This window comes from Shewanella mangrovisoli (assembly GCF_019457635.1).
Taxonomy (GTDB): domain Bacteria; phylum Pseudomonadota; class Gammaproteobacteria; order Enterobacterales; family Shewanellaceae; genus Shewanella; species Shewanella mangrovisoli.
On sequence record NZ_CP080412.1, the window covers coordinates 529,040 to 547,622 of the forward strand.

At 47.9% G+C, this 18,583-nt stretch carries 9 protein-coding genes; 8 read left to right on the top strand and 1 reads right to left on the bottom strand.

Annotated features, from left to right (window positions below):
• Positions 1-965: 965 nt before the first annotated feature.
• Entirely contained in the window at positions 966-1,847 is an 882-nt protein-coding gene (gene nadC, locus K0H60_RS02455) for a carboxylating nicotinate-nucleotide diphosphorylase (protein WP_088211949.1), read from the bottom strand.
• 249 nt (positions 1,848-2,096) lie between these two features.
• On the opposite strand from nadC, the gene ampD reads away from it, so the two are divergent.
• The 8 genes from ampD (at position 2,097) to K0H60_RS02495 (ending at position 18,378) form a co-directional block, all read left to right on the top strand.
• A complete protein-coding gene (ampD, locus tag K0H60_RS02460; protein WP_220057157.1) occupies positions 2,097-2,636 on the top strand; it encodes a 1,6-anhydro-N-acetylmuramyl-L-alanine amidase AmpD in 540 nt (179 codons plus the stop codon).
• 77 nt (positions 2,637-2,713) lie between these two features.
• Complete coding sequence (gene ampE, locus K0H60_RS02465) at positions 2,714-3,565, top strand: beta-lactamase regulator AmpE (RefSeq protein WP_220057158.1); 852 nt, start codon at positions 2,714-2,716, stop codon at positions 3,563-3,565.
• A 369-nt stretch (positions 3,566-3,934) separates the two neighbouring features.
• Entirely contained in the window at positions 3,935-4,687 is a 753-nt protein-coding gene (gene pdhR / locus K0H60_RS02470; protein ID WP_011070781.1) for a pyruvate dehydrogenase complex transcriptional repressor PdhR, read from the top strand.
• Positions 4,688-4,767: 80 nt separating this feature from the next.
• Positions 4,768-7,434 (top strand): pyruvate dehydrogenase (acetyl-transferring), homodimeric type, encoded by a 2,667-nt coding sequence (aceE, locus tag K0H60_RS02475; protein WP_088211906.1) that lies wholly within the window; start codon positions 4,768-4,770, stop codon positions 7,432-7,434.
• Positions 7,435-7,446: 12 nt separating this feature from the next.
• On the top strand, positions 7,447-9,489 hold the full coding sequence (gene aceF, locus K0H60_RS02480; protein ID WP_220057159.1) for a dihydrolipoyllysine-residue acetyltransferase: 2,043 nt from the start codon (positions 7,447-7,449) through the stop codon (positions 9,487-9,489).
• A 149-nt stretch (positions 9,490-9,638) separates the two neighbouring features.
• Positions 9,639-11,066 (top strand): dihydrolipoyl dehydrogenase, encoded by a 1,428-nt coding sequence (lpdA, locus tag K0H60_RS02485; protein ID WP_011715641.1) that lies wholly within the window; start codon positions 9,639-9,641, stop codon positions 11,064-11,066.
• A 380-nt stretch (positions 11,067-11,446) separates the two neighbouring features.
• The gene (locus K0H60_RS02490; protein ID WP_220057160.1) at positions 11,447-15,931 is read left to right on the top strand and encodes an EAL domain-containing protein; all 4,485 of its coding nucleotides are present in this window, start codon (positions 11,447-11,449) and stop codon (positions 15,929-15,931) included.
• A gap of 230 nt (positions 15,932-16,161) precedes the next feature.
• Entirely contained in the window at positions 16,162-18,378 is a 2,217-nt protein-coding gene (locus tag K0H60_RS02495; RefSeq protein ID WP_220057161.1) for a patatin-like phospholipase family protein, read from the top strand.
• Positions 18,379-18,583 lie beyond the last annotated feature (205 nt).

An 18,583-nucleotide genomic window follows, 5' to 3' on the forward strand; every position in this document is an offset into this window, starting at 1 on the left:
TGAGGTCGCAAGCCGCACCAAATTGCACAGGTTTCGCGTGTCAGGGTTCAATTTGCCTAAAACCATCTCACCCGTAACAGACGCTATACCTAACTCGCTATACTTAACTCTTTTGGCAAGAAGCTATGTGTCATGAACAAGCACTTCACATATTCCTTGCGCCAATCCTTTGCTGCCTTTCTGTATCCCTTCATACAGTGAGTGAGATACAAAAATTCCATATCTTTAGTGTGCCTAGCATGCCGCTATTTCCACTTCAGTAAAAGTTAGTACAAAGTTAAAAAAAAGGGAACTGCTTTTTGGTGAAAAACACTAATAAAATGATTATTTTGTCTAAAAAGTTGACATTAAAACGTATTGCGTTCTAACAAAAAATTGACAGTGATACAAATGTTGACGTTGTTTAACTTTGTGTCAAAACTGCGACGTGATTTTAGTGATAATTGAGTTAGATGAGGTTTGGCGATAAACGCATTAGTTTTAGTACTCTTTGATTGATTAAAAAGGAATGGATATTTTATAAAGCATTTTAAATCAATTGCTTGAAAATCGACTGAATTGTGTCCAATGTCTGGTTTTGGATAGTGTAAGGCTAACACTTTGTCTTTATTGTTTATAATTTAGCGTAATATCGAAGCTATTTTAGCCAGTATTTATGAATTAATAGCGAAAGCGGCTAGCTCGTTATCCACAGTGAGCAATTTATCATTACAAATGCCGGCATTTTTTGTGTTTAAAAATGAGTGAAATGGAACAGTTATAGCAATATGCCATTTTATATATTGAGAAAAAACGATAAATGCGAGAGGGCTTTGAACAAAATTTGGAAAGAGCAGCTAAAAAACGCAGGCAAAGCTGGTAGATAAAAGCGGCTTAGTGTTAAGCCGCTTTTGGTTGGATGACTCAAAGTTGAATATCTAGTGGATCAAAGGGCTTTTGATAGCCCAAGCTTGGCTCTAATAAGACTATGACTTGAGTCTGAGTGAGAGGTCGAGGGCGCGAACGTGCTTTGTGAGTGCGCCGACGGAGATATAGTCAACCCCGGTTTTGGCAAATTCAGCTAAGGTATCTAAGGTGACATTGCCTGAGACTTCCAGCTTGGCGCCGCTACCTTTCGCTTTGTATTGATTATTCAGCTCAACAGCTTCAACCATCATGGTGATGTCAAAGTTATCTAGCATAATGATGTCTGTGCCTGAATCTAGCGCTAATGCGAGCTCTTCTAAGGATTCGACTTCAACTTCTACGGGTTTATTTGGGTGCAAGCTGCGCGCAGCATCCACCGCTTGGCGAATGCCACCGCAGGCCATTATGTGGTTTTCTTTAATTAAGAAGGCATCAAACAAACCAATTCGATGGTTTTTACCGCCGCCACAGGTGACTGCGTATTTTTGAGCCGTGCGTAGCCCTGGGATGGTTTTGCGAGTATCGAGTAAGCGTGTGTGAGTGCCCGCTAACTTATCCACATAATGTTTTGTCAGCGTCGCCACTCCTGACAAGGTCTGAATAAAGTTCATCGCAGTGCGCTCGCCCGTAAGGATAGTGCGGGCTGGGCCTGATAGTTCACATAACACTTGGTTTGGTAGCACCAGATCGCCATCATCAACATGCCAGTGCAGTGCGACTTCGCCACCTAATTGATTGAAGACTTGTTCGGCCCAAGCTTTTCCGCAAAAAACACCTTCTTCGCGGGTGATTAAGGTCGCTTCGGCATATTTATCAGCAGGAATAAGTTGGGCGGTAATATCGCCGTAGGCAATGGCTTTGCTGTGCTCGTTGATCTCGGTTCCACCAAGGTCTTCATTGAGTGCGGTTTTTACGGCGTGGCGAATATCGTTCTCTAGCATGATTGGGTCCTTGCATTCTTGCATGCCATAGGAGGCGTGCTTGAAATTGCTTGCTTGCATTTAGGGCTAAGATTACCACCTAGTGCGGGTGATAAAAAGTCACAGGGAGTGGGCTGATTGAGATTATCCTGCTAACTGATGATGGTTTGGGGCGTGGCTGGTTATTTCACCTTTGTCATTGAATTGCATATATTCAGTCACTTAATGCTGTTAGAGTAGTGACATTATGCCTGTATATAGGAAGAGCTTATGCGCTTTGATGCCGGATGGTTTTCCTCGGCTCGACGCTGTGAGTCACCGTATTTTAACCGTCGCCCATTTGGGGAAATTAGCCTGTTGGTGATCCACAATATCAGCCTGCCAGCGGGATGCTTTGGACTTCCCTATATTGATCAATTATTTCAAGGGTGTTTAGATACCAAAGCCGATGAAAGTTTCGCCGATTTAGCGGGGCTACAGGTATCAGCACATTTTTTAATTCGCCGCGATGGTGAATGTGTGCAGTATGTCAGTTGCGAAGATCGAGCCTGGCACGCAGGCGTATCTCGTTATGACGAAAGGGAAAATTGTAATGATTTCTCTATCGGTATCGAGCTTGAAGGCACAGATACTGAGCCCTATACTGCGGCGCAATATCAGCAGCTCACAGAGTTGACTCGGGCCTTATTAGCGCAGTATCCCGCATTAACAGCACAGCGGATTGTGGGGCATTGTGACATTGCACCGATGCGCAAGACGGATCCAGGCCCAAGCTTCGACTGGGAAAGGTATTTAACCGCGTTAGGCTAGAAGCAAAGAGGAGCAAGCGAAGGGGAGATTTTTGAACACCCTGAGCGTTTCCGGCTTTTTTACAAGGAGTATTACCGATGGCATTATTTTCATTACTGGTCGCCATTCTTGTGGAACGATTAAAGTTTCTTCCCGTTTCGTGGCAGAGCGATCGCGTGCTGCAATCCTATCAATCCACTTTCTTTGGTGACAAAGCCTCGTTAACCAATACCAGTATGTTGCTCGCCTTAGTGTTGCCAGCCTTGGTCGTGCATGTTTTGGGTTGGGTTGCCTCTGGTATGTTTTGGGGTTTGTTAACCCTTGCTCTGTGGGTAGTGGTGGCAATTATTTGCTTTAATCATCAAAAACAGCGCGATAGCTTTAAAAAGTATATGCAGGCGGCGTGTCGCTCCGATGTGCAAGCCTGTTACCACTATGCCGCCGAATTAGATTGCAGTGAGTGTTTAGATGCGGTGTCTGAAAAAGACTTAGGCGCCAAGGTAGGGCAGAGTGTTGCTTGGATTAACTATCGTTATTACGGCGCAGTGGCATTATGCTTTATCTTCCTAGGCCCTGTTGGCGCTGTCTTATATTGCACCGCCCGCTTTTATGCCGAAGAGAATGTGCGTAAATCCCTTAACCTACCGCTTATCGAAGATATTATGTTTGTGCTGGATTGGATCCCGAGCCGGGTATTTTCCTTTGGCTATGCGCTCAGCGGTCAGTTTAGCGAAGGGCTCTCGGCGTGGAGTGATCATGCCTTAAATATCCATGCGAGTGCGAGACGAGTGGTCACAGAAACGGCGTTAGCCTCCCAGCCGCTGCCAGAGGAGTCGAGCGCACCAGTTTGTGTACAATCGACCTTAGCATTATTAGTTTTAAGTAAACGCAACTTTACGCTGATGGTTGCTGTGCTGTCGCTGTTGACCATTTTTGGCCTAGTGACTTAAGCCGTAGTCGCCACATGACATTTTAAAGAAGGAATGGCTGAAGGTGATTCGCCAATTCCTTTTTTGTTTTTAGTGCACTGTAATCGACATTTCTGCTACGTCACAGAATGCTATTTCGCCACTGTATTTTGGAATGATTTTCGGTGAAAATGCCGTTTACTCAGAGGCTTATTTGGCATTCATTTACTTATGTCAAATGGTCTGACCCCATAGTGACATTTTTAGGCTATGCTCTCACATCGTGAGCGGTTTTGAATGGGATCACCTTTTAAGGTCGATTTTCAATCTAGACATCAAAAGTGTGATTTGATAAAGTGCGCTCACTCATAAAAATTGGTAAGACCAATTTACAACGGAGCTGAGCGCCTAATGGCCTATAGTAAAATTAATCAGCCAAAAATTTCTGATGTGATCATGGCGCAACTCGAGCAGATGATCCTCGAAGGCAGTTTACAGCCGGGTCAGAAATTACCGCCGGAGCGCGAACTGGCCATCCAGTTTGAAGTGTCTCGCCCTTCCTTGCGTGAAGCCATTCAAAAGCTTGAGGCGAAAGGGCTATTAATGCGCCGTCAAGGCGGTGGCACTTATGTCAAAGAACAACTCTGGCAGAGTCTTGCCGATCCTATCGTTGAATTAATGACTGCCGATCCAGAAAGCCAATACGACTTGCTGGAATTTCGTCATGCGACCGAAGGCATGATGGCCTATTTTGCCGCATTGCGTGGCACAGACGCCGATATGCAAAATATCAAGCGTATGATCCTTGAGGTGGAAGCTGCCACCAATATCGAACAACAAGCCGCTGCCATTGTGCGTTTCTATCGCGCCGTCGCCGAAGCGTCACACAATGTGGCTATGTTGCATCTCGTACTCAGTTTAACCCCTGTGCTGCATAAGAATGTGGCGCAAAACTTGGAGCTTTTAAGCCGCCGCGAAGAAGCCTCCACTATGGCCAACGATCACAGACGTGCTCTGCTCGCTGCTATCGTTCGTCGTGATCCTGAAGCCGCCAGAGAAGCCTCGAATGAACACTTAAGTTACATCGAAGAGGTGATGTTATCTGTGCGGGAAGAAGATAGCCGGTTGCAGCGAAGTTTGCGCCGTTTAAAGAGTGGCGCTTAAGTTCCCGACTTTAGCACTCGCTAAAGCGGAATATGCCGCAAACACCATTCATCATCATGTATATAGAGAAGGACAGTGTCATGTCTGAAGATATGCTACAAGACTTAGATCCGTTAGAGACTCAGGAATGGGTTGACGCCCTGCAAGCTGTATTAGAACAGGAAGGCCCTGAACGCGCCCATTTCTTATTAGAGAAACTGATCGATAAAGCCCGTCGCAATGGCACGCACTTGCCTTACACTGCGACCACGGCCTATTTGAACACCATTCCAGCGGGTCAAGAGCCGCACATGCCAGGCAACCAAGAGATGGAACGTCGCATTCGCGCCATCATCCGTTGGAACGCCTTAGCTATGGTTCTGCGTGGTTCTAAGAAAGATTTAGAGTTAGGCGGCCATATTTCGAGTTTCGCGTCGAGCGCAACCATTTATGACGTGTGCTTCAACCACTTCTTCCGCGCGCCAAACGAGAAAGACGGCGGCGACTTAGTGTATTTCCAAGGCCATATCGCCCCAGGTATCTACGCCCGTTCATTCTTAGAAGGTCGTTTAACTGAAGACCAACTGGCTAACTTCCGTCAAGAAGTGGATGGCAAAGGTTTATCTTCTTATCCGCACCCTAAGTTGATGCCTGACTACTGGCAATTCCCAACGGTTTCTATGGGTCTGGGTCCAATCCAAGCGATTTACCAAGCTCGCTTCTTAAAATACCTGACTGACCGTGGTCTGAAAGATTGTTCTGACCAAACCGTTTACTGCTTCTTAGGTGACGGTGAGTGTGACGAGCCAGAAGCCTTAGGCGCTATAGGTTTAGCTGCCCGTGAAGAATTAGACAACCTAGTCTTCATCATCAACTGTAACCTGCAACGTTTGGACGGCCCAGTACGTGGTAACGGTAAGATCATCCAAGAACTGGAAGGCGAATTCCGCGGCGCTGGCTGGGAAGTGGTGAAAGTGATTTGGGGTCGTTACTGGGATCCATTATTGGCCCGTGATACCAGCGGTAAGTTACTGCAGTTAATGGAAGAAACCGTTGACGGTGAATACCAAAACTGTAAAGCCAAAGGTGGCGCTTATACTCGCGAACACTTCTTCGGCAAATACCCAGAAACTGCCGAAATGGTAGCGAACATGTCAGATGATGACATTTGGCGCTTAAACCGTGGTGGTCATGACCCAGTTAAAGTGTACGCGGCATTAGACCATGCGCGTAAGACTAAAGGTCGCCCAACTGTGATCCTGGCGAAAACCGTTAAAGGTTACGGCCTAGGTGATGCGGGTGAAGGTAAGAACATCGCCCACAACGTGAAGAAAATGGGTATCGAGTCTATCCGTTACTTCCGCGATCGTTTCAATATCCCAATTCCAGACGATCAATTAGAAGATCTGCCGTTCTACCACCCAGGTCCAGATTCGGAAGAAGTGAAGTACATGATGAGCCGTCGTGCCGAGCTGCATGGCAGCGTGCCACAACGTCGCGAGAAGTTCAGCGAAGAGCTGGAAGTGCCATCACTGAAGATTTTCGACTCGATTCTGCAGGGTTCTAACGGTCGTGAAATTTCGTCTACCATGGCGTTTGTTCGCGTACTGACGGCACTGTTAAAAGACAAGAAGATTGGCAAAAACATCGTGCCAATTATTCCTGACGAAGCGCGTACTTTCGGTATGGAAGGTCTGTTCCGTCAAGTGGGTATTTATGCTCACGAAGGCCAAAAATACGTTCCGCAAGACTCTGACCAAGTGGCTTACTACCGTGAAGATAAGTCAGGCCAAGTATTGCAGGAAGGTATTAACGAATTAGGTGCTATGTCATCTTGGGTATCGGCTGCGACTAGCTACTCAGTGAACGATGTGCCAATGATCCCATTCTACATCTACTACTCAATGTTCGGTTTCCAACGTATTGGCGACATGGCATGGGCAGCGGGTGATATGCGTGCACGTGGCTTCTTAGTCGGTGGTACTTCAGGCCGTACAACGCTGAACGGTGAAGGTCTACAGCATCAGGACGGTCACAGCCACGTACTGGCTAACACTATTCCTAACTGTATTACCTACGATCCAACTTACGGTTATGAAATTGCCGTTGTGGTACAAGATGGTATTCGTCGTATGTACGGCGAGAACCAAGAAGATATCTTCTACTACCTGACCACAATGAACGAAAACTACGAGCAACCAGCCATGCCAGAAGGCGCGGAAGTTGGCATCGTTAAAGGTATCTACAAGTTAGAAACTGTTGCTGGCTCGGGTAAAGGCAAAGTTCAGTTAATGAGCTGTGGCACTATTCTTGAGCAAACCCGCAAAGCGGCTCAAGCACTGGCAAAAGACTTCGGTATCACTGCCGACGTATTCAGCGTTACCAGCTTCAACGAACTGACTCGCGATGGTCAAGCGGTTGAGCGTTGGAACATGCTGCACCCAACTGAAACGCCAAAACAAGCGTATATCAGCCAAGTGATCTCCAGTGATGCGCCTGCAATCGCAGCGACTGACTACATGAAGATCTACGGCGAGCAGTTACGTGCTTACATGCCAACCGATTACAAAGTGTTAGGTACTGACGGTTTCGGTCGTTCAGACAGCCGTGACAACCTGCGTCACCACTTCGAAGTGGACGCTAAGTTCATCGTTATCGCGGCACTGAAGTCACTGGTTGATCGTAAAGAGCTGCCTGTTGATGTGTTAGCGAATGCCATCAAGGAATACGGCATCGACGCTGACAAGATCAATCCACAGTACGCGTAAGAGGCAATAAAAATGGCTGAATTAAAAGAAGTTTTTGTTCCTGATATCGGCGGCGATGAAGTACAGGTTATCGAAATCTGTGCTTCTGTGGGCGATACCTTAGCAGCGGAAGAGTCGATCCTGACCGTTGAAAGCGACAAGGCGACCATGGACATTCCTGCGCCTTTCGCGGGTGTGTTAGCCGAATTGAAAGTGGCCGTCGGTGACAAAGTCAGCGAAGGTACCTTAATTGCGATGATGCAAGCAGCGGGCACGGCTAATGTACAAGCAGCGCCTGTTGCTCAAGCTGCCGCTCCTGCGCCAGCAGCACCTGCTCCAGTACAAGCGGCTCCAGACCCTGTGGCTGCCGCGCCAGCGACGGGTGCAAACCAAGTGGTTGAAGTCACTGTGCCGGATATCGGTGGTGACACCGATGTGTCTGTTATCGAAGTCTTAGTCGCCGCTGGCGATAAGATTGAGGTTGATGCTGGCCTTATCACGCTTGAAACCGACAAAGCGACTATGGACGTACCATCGCCATTCGCGGGTGTGGTAAAAGAAGTGAAAGTGGCTGTGGGTGACAAGGTTTCTCAGGGCTCATTAGTGATCATGCTCGAAGTGGGCGACGCGGCACCTGCCGCAGCACCACAAGCGAGCGCGCCAGCAGCCTCTGCACCTGTTGCTCAAGCGGCATCTTCCGTCACACAAGCAGCGCCAGTTGCTCCAGTCGCAGCTGCGGCACCAGTGGTTGCGGTTAAAGAAATCCAAGTGCCAGATATTGGCGATGCGAGCAATGTCGATGTGATCGAAGTTCTTGTGTCTGTGGGCGATGACATCACTGTTGACCAAGGTTTAATTACCCTTGAAACCGATAAAGCGACCATGGAAGTACCTGCGCCATTCGCCGGTAAACTGTTGTCGTTAACCGTTAAAGTGGGTGACAAGGTTTCTCAAGGTAGCGTGATCGCGACGATTGAAACTACTTCCGTTGCAACAGCAAGTGCAGGCAGTGCGCCAGCGCCAGTAGCTCAAGCCGCAGCGCCCGCACCTGTCGCCCAAGAAGCGGCACCAGCACCTGTTGCAGCCGCTCCTAGCCGTCCACCAGTGCCACATCACCCAAGTGCGGGTGCGCCAGTGGCAACCGGTGTGGTGCATGCATCTCCTGCGGTTCGTCGTTTGGCCCGTGAATTCGGTGTGGACCTCACTCAAGTGACGGGTTCTGGCCGTAAAGGTCGCATCATGAAGGAAGATGTACAGGCGTATGTGAAGTACGAACTGTCTCGTCCTAAGGCGACAGCAGCAACCTCAGTGGCTGCGGGTAACGGTGGTGGTCTGCAAGTGATTGCTGCACCGAAAGTGGATTTCAGCAAGTTTGGTGAAGTGGAAGAGATTCCATTAAGCCGTATCCAGAAGATCTCTGGTCCAAACCTGCACCGTAACTGGGTAACTATTCCTCACGTGACTCAGTTCGATGAAGCTGATATCACCGAAATGGAAGAGTTCCGTAAGCAGCAGAACGACGCGGCGGCGAAGAAGAAAGCCGATTATAAGATCACTCCGCTGGTCTTTATGATGAAAGCTGTGGCGAAAACGCTGCAACAGTTCCCAGTGTTCAACTCAAGCTTAAGCAGCGACGGTGAATCACTGATCCAGAAGAAGTACTACCATATCGGTGTGGCGGTTGATACGCCAAACGGTCTTGTGGTACCTGTGGTACGTGATGTGGATAAGAAAGGCATTATCGAGTTATCTCGTGAGCTGGCCGATATTTCTATCCGCGCCCGTGACGGTAAGCTGAAGTCTGCCGATATGCAGGGTAGCTGCTTCACTATTTCAAGTCTAGGTGGCATTGGTGGTACTGCATTTACCCCAATCGTTAACTACCCAGACGTGGCGATTTTAGGTGTGTCTAAATCTGAAATTAAGCCTAAGTGGAATGGTAAAGAATTCGAGCCTAAATTGATGTTGCCACTGTCGTTATCATACGATCACCGTGTGATCGATGGTGCTATGGCTGCACGCTTTAGCGTGACCCTGTCAGGAATTCTGTCCGATATTCGTACTTTGATTCTGTAAACAAATAAGGCTGCTCAACTTGAGTGGCCTTTTGTTTATTGTGATCAGTATCAAACACAGGTTAAAATGCGCCCACCTTACGCGCTGGCGCATTTTCGGTTGGCAGGATTACTCTCCTCCAACGGATTGAATGAGAATTAGAGGAAAACATGAGTAACGAAATCAAAACTCAGGTAGTGGTATTAGGTGCAGGTCCTGCTGGATATTCTGCTGCCTTCCGTGCGGCTGACTTAGGTCTGGAAACCGTTATCGTTGAACGTTTTAGCACTTTAGGTGGCGTGTGTCTGAACGTGGGTTGTATCCCATCTAAAGCCCTGTTACACGTTGCTAAAGTCATCGAAGAAGCCAAAGCCGTTGCTGCACACGGTGTTGTGTTCGGCGAGCCAACAATCGATTTAGACAAGTTACGCAGCTTCAAGCAAAAAGTGATCAGCCAGTTGACTGGTGGCTTAGGCGGCATGTCTAAAATGCGTAAAGTAAACGTTGTTAATGGCTTCGGTAAATTTACTGGCCCTAACAGCTTAGAAGTGACCGCTGAAGACGGTACTGTGACCGTTGTTAAGTTTGACCAAGCGATCATCGCTGCGGGCTCTCGCCCAATCAAACTGCCATTCATTCCCCATGAAGACCCACGTATTTGGGATTCGACCGACGCATTAGAACTGAAAGAAGTGCCTGGCAAACTGCTGGTTATGGGCGGCGGTATCATCGGTTTAGAAATGGGTACGGTTTACTCTTCTCTGGGCAGTGAAATCGACGTGGTTGAAATGTTCGACCAAGTGATCCCTGCGGCTGACAAAGACGTCGTTCGCGTATTCACTAAGCAAATCAAGAAGAAATTCAACCTGATCCTCGAAACCAAAGTGACAGCGGTTGAAGCCCGTGAAGACGGTATCTACGTTTCGATGGAAGGTAAGAGCGCGCCAACTGAGCCAGTACGTTACGATGCAGTGTTAGTGGCTATCGGCCGTACGCCAAATGGCAAGCTGATCGACGCTGAAAAAGCAGGCGTTAAGATTGATGAGCGTGGTTTCATCAACGTAGACAAGCAATTACGTACAAACGTACCGCACATCTACGCAATCGGTGACATCGTTGGTCAACCAATGTTGGCTCACAAAGGCGTGCACGAAGGCCACGTAGCGGCCGAAGTGATAGCGGGTATGAAGCACTACTTCGATCCAAAAGTCATCCCATCAATCGCTTACACAGACCCTGAAGTGGCTTGGGTAGGTCTGACTGAGAAAGAAGCGAAAGAGCAAGGTATTGCTTACGAAACAGCGACTTTCCCATGGGCTGCTTCTGGCCGTGCAATCGCTTCTGATTGCAGCGAAGGTATGACTAAGCTGATTTTCGATAAAGACACTCACCGCGTAATCGGTGGTGCTATCGTGGGTGTTAACGGTGGCGAACTGTTAGGCGAAATCGGTCTGGCAATTGAAATGGGTTGTGATGCTGAAGATTTAGCATTAACTATCCACGCTCATCCAACTCTGCACGAGTCAGTAGGTCTAGCGGCTGAAATCTACGAAGGTTCTATTACTGACCTGCCAAACCCAAAGGCAAAGAAAAAGTAAGCTGATACCTTTCTTAAAAAAGCGTCCATTAGGGCGCTTTTTTATTGCATTGATAAAATTGTAACTTTAATGTGAACAAGCGGGTGAATTGAGGCTTTTGAACTGCTAAAGTACATTTATACCCAAGCGACCTCAAAATACGAGTTTCAGAGCGCCTAGGGTGCTTCGATTCAAGGCGCATCAATGAAAAATGTCGGCCACCTTTTGAATTGATGCAACACGGAAGTGGAGTGCCCTAGGCGCTCCGTCCCGGCGGGGTTTTACGCACTTTATGCCGTGTTGGCTATTTTTGACTTAGCCCACTAGGCCTACAAATAGCCGCCTTGCTTAAAGTGCGTTAAATTCCCGCTGAATTCTGCATTTTGAGGTGGTTTGGGTATATGTATGAAGTAAGCCATCAAATGCAAACAAGAATAACTAAAACACTTCTGGCATGTTTCATCCTTTTTATCTCTGGTCTGAACATGGTTTGGGCTGGTGGATTTGTGCAACGTGTATTCACCGATAGAGATGGATTAGCCGCCACCAGTATCCGCGGCTTGACCTTAGATGACCATGGTTTTGTTTGGGCGGCGACCGAGCAGGGCTTATATCGCGTGAGCAATTCTAAGGTCAGACGTATCGACAAAACGGGTACTGAGTCGCGCATTGCGGATGATTTCCTCAACTCAGTAGTCAATGTTGGACAAGATAAGCTGTTGGTCAGCACTAACGCAGCGATGTATCTCTACGATATCAGTCGTAACCAATTTATTCTGTTTGGCTCCCCCAATTTATTTCCACATTTTCCAGGTGGTGCTCTCGTCTCTGCGGCGCGGATGAATGCACAAAACTGGTTATTACTCATTGATAATGGACAGATTTATCAATACTCGCCTGTTAAAGCTGAACTCACTCTAGTCACTCAACTGGCAGTTAATCGCGATCTGCCTTGGCGCAAGCTGCTGGCTCTGCCTAATGGACAGATGTTGTTGGCTGGGCAGTTTGAGTTACAGCTGCTCGATAATGCGGGCAAGACAGTGCATCGATACCCTTGGACTGAGTCTATGGGCAGTATTCTCGATATGCTTGAGGATTCTAAAAATCGAGTTTGGCTGGCGACGAGTCGCGGGGTGTATCGACTCGACACTAACTCGCAGCAACTTGAGCCAGTGCCTGAATTGCCCGATTGGAGCACTGTGATCGTCGAAGGTCCTAAGGGCGCACTGTGGTTTGCCAGTCGTTTTGGCTTATTAAAATGGACGCCAGAGACACACCAGATAGAAAACTATCAAGAAGAACTGAAAAAACAAGCCAATATGGAAATCCTTAAGGCCATGCTCTTCGATGAGTCAGGCCTGATGTGGGTGGGCGGCTCGGGTGATGGTTTGGCGTTACTGGCATCCCAGCCCGATTTTATCTTAGAGACCTATACCGCAGACAAACCCTACGCACTAAGCGATGCCATGATTTGGTCAGTGCTTGCCACTCCGGAGGGGTTATGGCTTGGTTCTTCGAGTGTGATGTTTATTGCCAAGGACACCCAGCAAGCCATAGATATCCAGATTGAAGGCTTGCTATCGCACGAGAGCATTTACGATATCAGTGAGTTTGCCTATCATTCATTGCTGGTTTCAAGCACCAGTGGCTTATTTGTTGTCGATAGGCGAACTCTAAAAGGCGAAAGTTTTGCCGAGTGGCTCGATGGGCGTGATGAGTTTAAAAATAAACTCATCTATCGCACTTATGCCGATCCTCAATTGAAAGGGCGAGTGTGGATAGCGAGTTCTACAGGGCTGTACTTCTGGGAGCCGGGGTTATTAACGCCGCAAGCCTTTAATATCGATAAGCCTGTGAAAGGGGATGCAGAGCCTAAACGCCCAGCGATTAGAACCTTGTATCGAGCCTCCGACGGTAAGCTGTGGGTAGGTGGCAAACGGGTCTTCGGCTATATCGACGAGTCGAATGAGTTCCATGATCAACGAAACTTATTCAATGGTCTAAGTGCCATGCCGACAGTGAGCCATATCGAAGAAATGTCACCCGGGGTGATGTGGTTTGGCTCCTACGAGAAGGGGTTATTCGAGTATCACCTCAATAGCAGCGAGCTGGTCTCGCTCACAGCCCTGTGGCAAGTGAATTGCAGCTCAGTGTTTTTTATCCAAAAGACGCCTAAAGCTAATCTGGTGGCCTGCGCCGATTCATTGATCCGCCAAGATATCGCGACTGGCCACATCGCTATGTTCGATCAGCTCGATGGCTTGATTTCCAATGAGTTGAACGAGGGGGCTTACTTTTATTCGCCCGAGTTTGGTTTGTATCTCGGCACCCCGGAAGGGGTGATGCACCTCGATGTGGACAAGTTAGTCAACCGTATTACCGACGATCATGTGATGCTCGAGTCTGTGTCTGTCTATTACGATAACAGCACGGAAGTTTCGCTACTGCCAAAACCTATGATGGTCGTCAAACCCGATGCCAATATGGTGAGTTTGCAGATCACTAACCTCGATTATCTCGATGATTCGCCGATTCAGTTTAAATACCGACTGCGTTACCAAGGGGAAGAGGATAACTATGTGCTGCTGCAAGGTGAGTCACAGATAAACCTCGCAGGACTGGCGGCGGGCGAGTATGAGTTAGAAATCTTAAGCCAAGTGAATGGCATCTGGTCGGATAAACCCTTCGCCTATCCCTTCTATGTTGAGCAACATTGGTGGCTGACTCAGGGTTTTAAAGGCGTATTACTGCTAACGTTTTCGATCATTGCCTTGAGTCTCGCTTGGTATCGACAGCGTCAAGTGCGCACTTTTATGACGATGAACCAAGCACTGACCGAGAGTGATGATCGTTTGCGCCAGTCGCTACGAGGCAGTGATTCCGATCTTTGGGAGTGGCATAGAGATACCCAAAGCTTTTACCTCGACAACCGAGGCGCGGTGCTGGGCAGCCATGCCAATGAGATAGTCGTTTCCCTCGAGACACTCCCCGTTCACCCCGAGGATAGGGATAAAGCTCTCGCGCAGTGGAACAGTATGTTGGCTGGCGAGATTGACAGATTTGAGGCCGAGTATCGCTATCAACGTCGAGACGGTAATTGGGGTTGGCTAAGGGTGAGAGGTCGCCCGGTGTCGCGCAATCGCCATACCCAAGTGATTGAGCGGGTGGCGGGGATCTATAGCGACATTACCCTGCAGCGTCAGCTAGAGGATGAAATTAATCTCCTCGCCCAAGCCTTTGAGAATACCTCAGAGGGCGTGCTGATCTTGGATGTGGATGAAAATATTCGAGTGGCAAACCATGCGGCTCAGCAGATTATTGGTTCAGAGCAGCATGATCTCGTCGACCAATCTTTCTCTCAATTTGTGCAAATGAAGGATGGTCTCTCGACCGAAGTGCATCAGTTGCTCGGCCAAGACAGTTCGTGGACGGGTGAGCGCGAGTTAGTGGGGCAGAATGGACTGATTTGCCCCGTTTGGCTTAACGTTTCGGTGATGCAATCGGCTAACGATAGCTCACTGCATTATGTGATTGTTTTTTCAGATATCACCGAGCGGAAGCGTACCGAGGCGGACCTGAGGCGATTGGCGAATTATGATGTGCTAACTGGGCTGCCAAACCGCTCGCTGTTTTCCAGCCGTTTATTGCAATCGATTCAGACCGCGCAGCAGAGCGGCGAAAAGCTGGCGCTGTTATTCCTCGATCTCGACCGCTTTAAGCATGTAAACGACTCCTATGGCCACAGTATGGGTGATGCCTTGCTGGTGGAAGCCTCCAACCGCTTGCAGTCTTGCATCGGTAGCGAACATTTGCTCTGTCGTTTCGGTGGCGATGAGTTTGTGATCCTGCTAAGAAACGCCAATAACTTAAACGAGATAAACCACATTGCCGAGCGGTTACTGGCGCAAATTGTGGCGCCATTTAAGTTGTTTGGTCGGGAGTTTTATATCTCCACCAGTATCGGGATCAGTATTTGGCCCGACGATGCGGTGCAGCCTGAAGCCTTTATTAAAAATGCCGACCTTGCCATGTACCACGCCAAGGAAGAAGGGCGCGGCAACTTTAAATATTATTCGTCGGAGCGTAATGCCCAAGCGCTTTATCATTTACGTTTGGAGGCGGATTTACGTAAGGCCATCGAGCGCGAAGAGTTTGAGCTCTATTATCAGCCGCAGATCGATATCTTGCGGGGCGATAAGTTTATTGGGATGGAAGCCTTAATCCGTTGGCGCCATCCGAAGGAAGGTTATATCCGTCCCGATATTTTTATTAAGGTCGCCGAAGCCTGTGGTTTAGTGGTTGAAATCGACCGCTGGGTATTCCGCCGCGCCTGCTTGGATGGCGCTAAGTGGGTAAAACGTTGTGCGGCCCCCTTTAAATTGTCGGTGAATATTTCTGCGGTGCATTTCCGCCAGCCGGATTTTATCGAAGGCTTGAAAAAAATCTTAGCCGATACCCAAATGCCGACCTCATCCCTCGGGTTAGAAATCACCGAAGGTGTGTTGATGAAGGAAGTGCAAGCGGCAAAAAGCCATCTGACTCAGCTTAAAGAATTGGGAATTGAAGTGGCTATTGACGACTTTGGCACTGGCTATTCTTCCTTGGCTTACCTACGTCATTTTGATGTGAATACCTTGAAGATTGACCGCTCCTTCTTGATTGATATCGCGACTAACTCTGCGGATCAGGCGATTGTTAGCAGTATTATCGAGCTGGCTCGCAACTTGAAATTAACCGTGGTGGCCGAAGGGGTCGAAACGGTCGAACAGTTGGAACAGGTCTTTAGCCGCGGCTGTTATATAGTGCAGGGCTATTATTTTGCTAAGCCTATGTCGCTGACAGAGTTCGAACGATATTTACTGCAAAAAACGACTCTTGGATCTTAAGTTTAGGGTTATTTCCAAGTCATGCTGATGCGGTTTACTTGTGAAATATTGGTCGTTATTTTGAGCGTTTGTCTATTGCATTCACTTCGCTATTTCGTTGCGGAATAGCGAACTGTGTTTATCTTGTATTGCTTAATCACTCATCGGTTCAGATAAAATATCGCTGACGGTTAAATCAATAAATTTGTTAAGATAAGTTGAATTTTTTATCCAATAAAAAGTAGCCCATTATGATGCGTCGAATACTCGCTTCTGTCTTTTTATGTTTTTTGCTAACGCCCTTGTATGCGGCGGAACGACCTAAGGTTGGGCTGGTACTCAGTGGTGGCGGCGCTAAAGGTGCTGCGCACGTGGGCGTGCTTAAAATCCTAGAAGAACATCATATTCCCGTGGACTACATCGCAGGTACCAGTATCGGTGCCTATGTTGCTGGCATGTACTCTTTGGGCTACAGCGCGAGTGAAGTCGAAGCCATTATGATGGGGGTCGATTGGGACAGCGGTTATTCGGATACCATTCCGCGTAACGTCTTGAGTTATCGAGATAAGCAGTTACGTGATCGTTACAATATTCCGCTCAACATAGGTTACAACGAAGGAGAGGTTAGGGCACCGAGTGGATTGTTGCGTGGGCAAACCATGTCGCAGCTATTACGCCAATCAACCGATCTGGTACAGCAATTTGGCGATTTTGATGCCTTAGCGATTCCCTATCGTGCGGTCGCGACGGATTTAGAAACCAGTTTGCCCGTCGTCATCGACCACGGCAGTTTAGTCAAAGCCATGCAGGCATCTGCGACTGTGCCGGGTGCACTGCAACCGACTCAGATCGATGGCAAGTTATTAGTCGATGGCGGTATTGCCAACAATATGCCCGTGGATGTGGTTAAGGCTATGGGCGCGGATATCATCATTGCCGTAGATATCGGCTCGCCGCTGGTGAAAAAAGACAAATTGGATAGCACGATTGCGGTGCTCGACCAGTTATCTAACTTCCTGACCAATGCCAGTACCGAAAAGCAAAAACAATTACTAACAGATAAAGACGTATTGATCCGTCCCGCTATCGATGCCTTAAGCACCACAGACTTTACCATCATGCCCTTGGCCCTGACGCTGGGGAAAGAAGCTGCTAATGGTCAACTGGATAAATTGCAGGGCATGAGTGTCAGCGCCGAAGAATATGCCGCCTATGTGGATGCGAAGAAGGCCAAGGGCAAGTTATTAATGGCGGATGTGGCGCATCCCATTAAAGAAATCGTATTCGATAACCAGTCTAAAGTTAGTCTTAACCTATTGAAGGAAACCTTAGATCTGAAAGCCGGCCAAGCCGTGACTAAAGATGAGCTAAACGAGGCGTTAAAACGGATTTATGCCTTAAACAAATTTGAGCGCGTGGATGCCGAGTTTGTGGAAGGCGAAGAAGGCCGGGTGCTGACTGTGACTACCCGGGCGAAATCCTGGGGGCCAAATTACTTCCAACTTGGCTTTAACTGGGAAGATGACTTTAGTACCGATTCGGCCATCAGTTTCGACATGGCTTATACCATGACCGACTTAACCTTTAACGGCGGCGAGTGGCGTAACGAAGTCAAATTAGGCTTTGAAAAACTTTTTGCGACCGAGTTTTATCAACCCTTGGACAGGGACCAAGAGTTTTATAGTCGAGCCCGTTATCAATACGATATTCATAATTGGGACTTGTACGATAACAACAACCGCGCCCTAATCTTCGACAAGAAGACCCACACAGTTGAACTGGGTGTTGGCTATAACTATGTTTTGCAAGGGTTTATCGAGTTTGGTCTAGTGGCGGAAAAGGGCGTTATTGTCAACGATGCCTGGCTGATTAAGGATTTCGATTTTAAATCCTACGGCGCCTACTTAAGAGCGGGTTATGACAGCTTAGACAGTATCAGCTTCCCAACATCGGGTAACCGAATCACCTTAAATGTGTATGTGCGCAATGAGGATTTTGACGATCTCGTCGACAACAATGAGAACGAATATAGCGTGCAGATTGAGGCCGATTGGAAAGGGGCGCTGAGTGTTGGCAATCATGCCTTTGTGGGTAAAGCCTCGATAGCGACCAACAATAACGATGGGCTCAATACATTGCACTTGTCGGATTTAGGCGGTTTCTTAAATCTTTCGGGTTATCACAAAGACTCATTAACTGGCGCCCATAAGCTCTTCGGTGCCTTTGTCTATCAGTATGATTTAGGTCGCGATGCCCTCGGAATGACGGATTATCCACTCTATTTAGGCTTAAGTTTAGAGGCGGGTAACGTGTGGTTTGAACGGGATGAAGTCTCACTCTCAGATCTTATCTATGCTTCTAGCCTTTACATAGGTACAGATACTTCCATGGGGCCGGCTGCTCTTGGCTTTGGTGTGACCGATATGGGTGATAAATCCCTGTATTTATTTGTCGGTAAAGCCTTCTAAATTGAGCGAAGGGCATAACTGAGGTTATGCCCTTCGTCTTTTTATCGGCACATTATTCCCGCATGGCTTGAAAATCCTGTTTATACTCGTTTGCGCAAATATCACTAAGTGTCATAACCTTTTACAAAATCTTGCTACAGCCAAACTAGGCAAAATGCTAAGGTTTTGCAGGAAAAAATAACAACACTCTCAACGGAAGCTGGGG

Coding starts and splice junctions, on each gene's coding strand:
- aceE (WP_088211906.1), top strand. CDS start 4,768: ATGTCTGAAGATATGCTACAAGACTTAGATCCGTTAGAGACTCAGGAA.
- pdhR (WP_011070781.1), top strand. CDS start 3,935: ATGGCCTATAGTAAAATTAATCAGCCAAAAATTTCTGATGTGATCATG.
- ampD (WP_220057157.1), top strand. CDS start 2,097: ATGCGCTTTGATGCCGGATGGTTTTCCTCGGCTCGACGCTGTGAGTCA.
- ampE (WP_220057158.1), top strand. CDS start 2,714: ATGGCATTATTTTCATTACTGGTCGCCATTCTTGTGGAACGATTAAAG.
- aceF (WP_220057159.1), top strand. CDS start 7,447: ATGGCTGAATTAAAAGAAGTTTTTGTTCCTGATATCGGCGGCGATGAA.
- K0H60_RS02490 (WP_220057160.1), top strand. CDS start 11,447: ATGTATGAAGTAAGCCATCAAATGCAAACAAGAATAACTAAAACACTT.
- nadC (WP_088211949.1), bottom strand. CDS start 1,847: ATGCTAGAGAACGATATTCGCCACGCCGTAAAAACCGCACTCAATGAA.
- lpdA (WP_011715641.1), top strand. CDS start 9,639: ATGAGTAACGAAATCAAAACTCAGGTAGTGGTATTAGGTGCAGGTCCT.
- K0H60_RS02495 (WP_220057161.1), top strand. CDS start 16,162: ATGATGCGTCGAATACTCGCTTCTGTCTTTTTATGTTTTTTGCTAACG.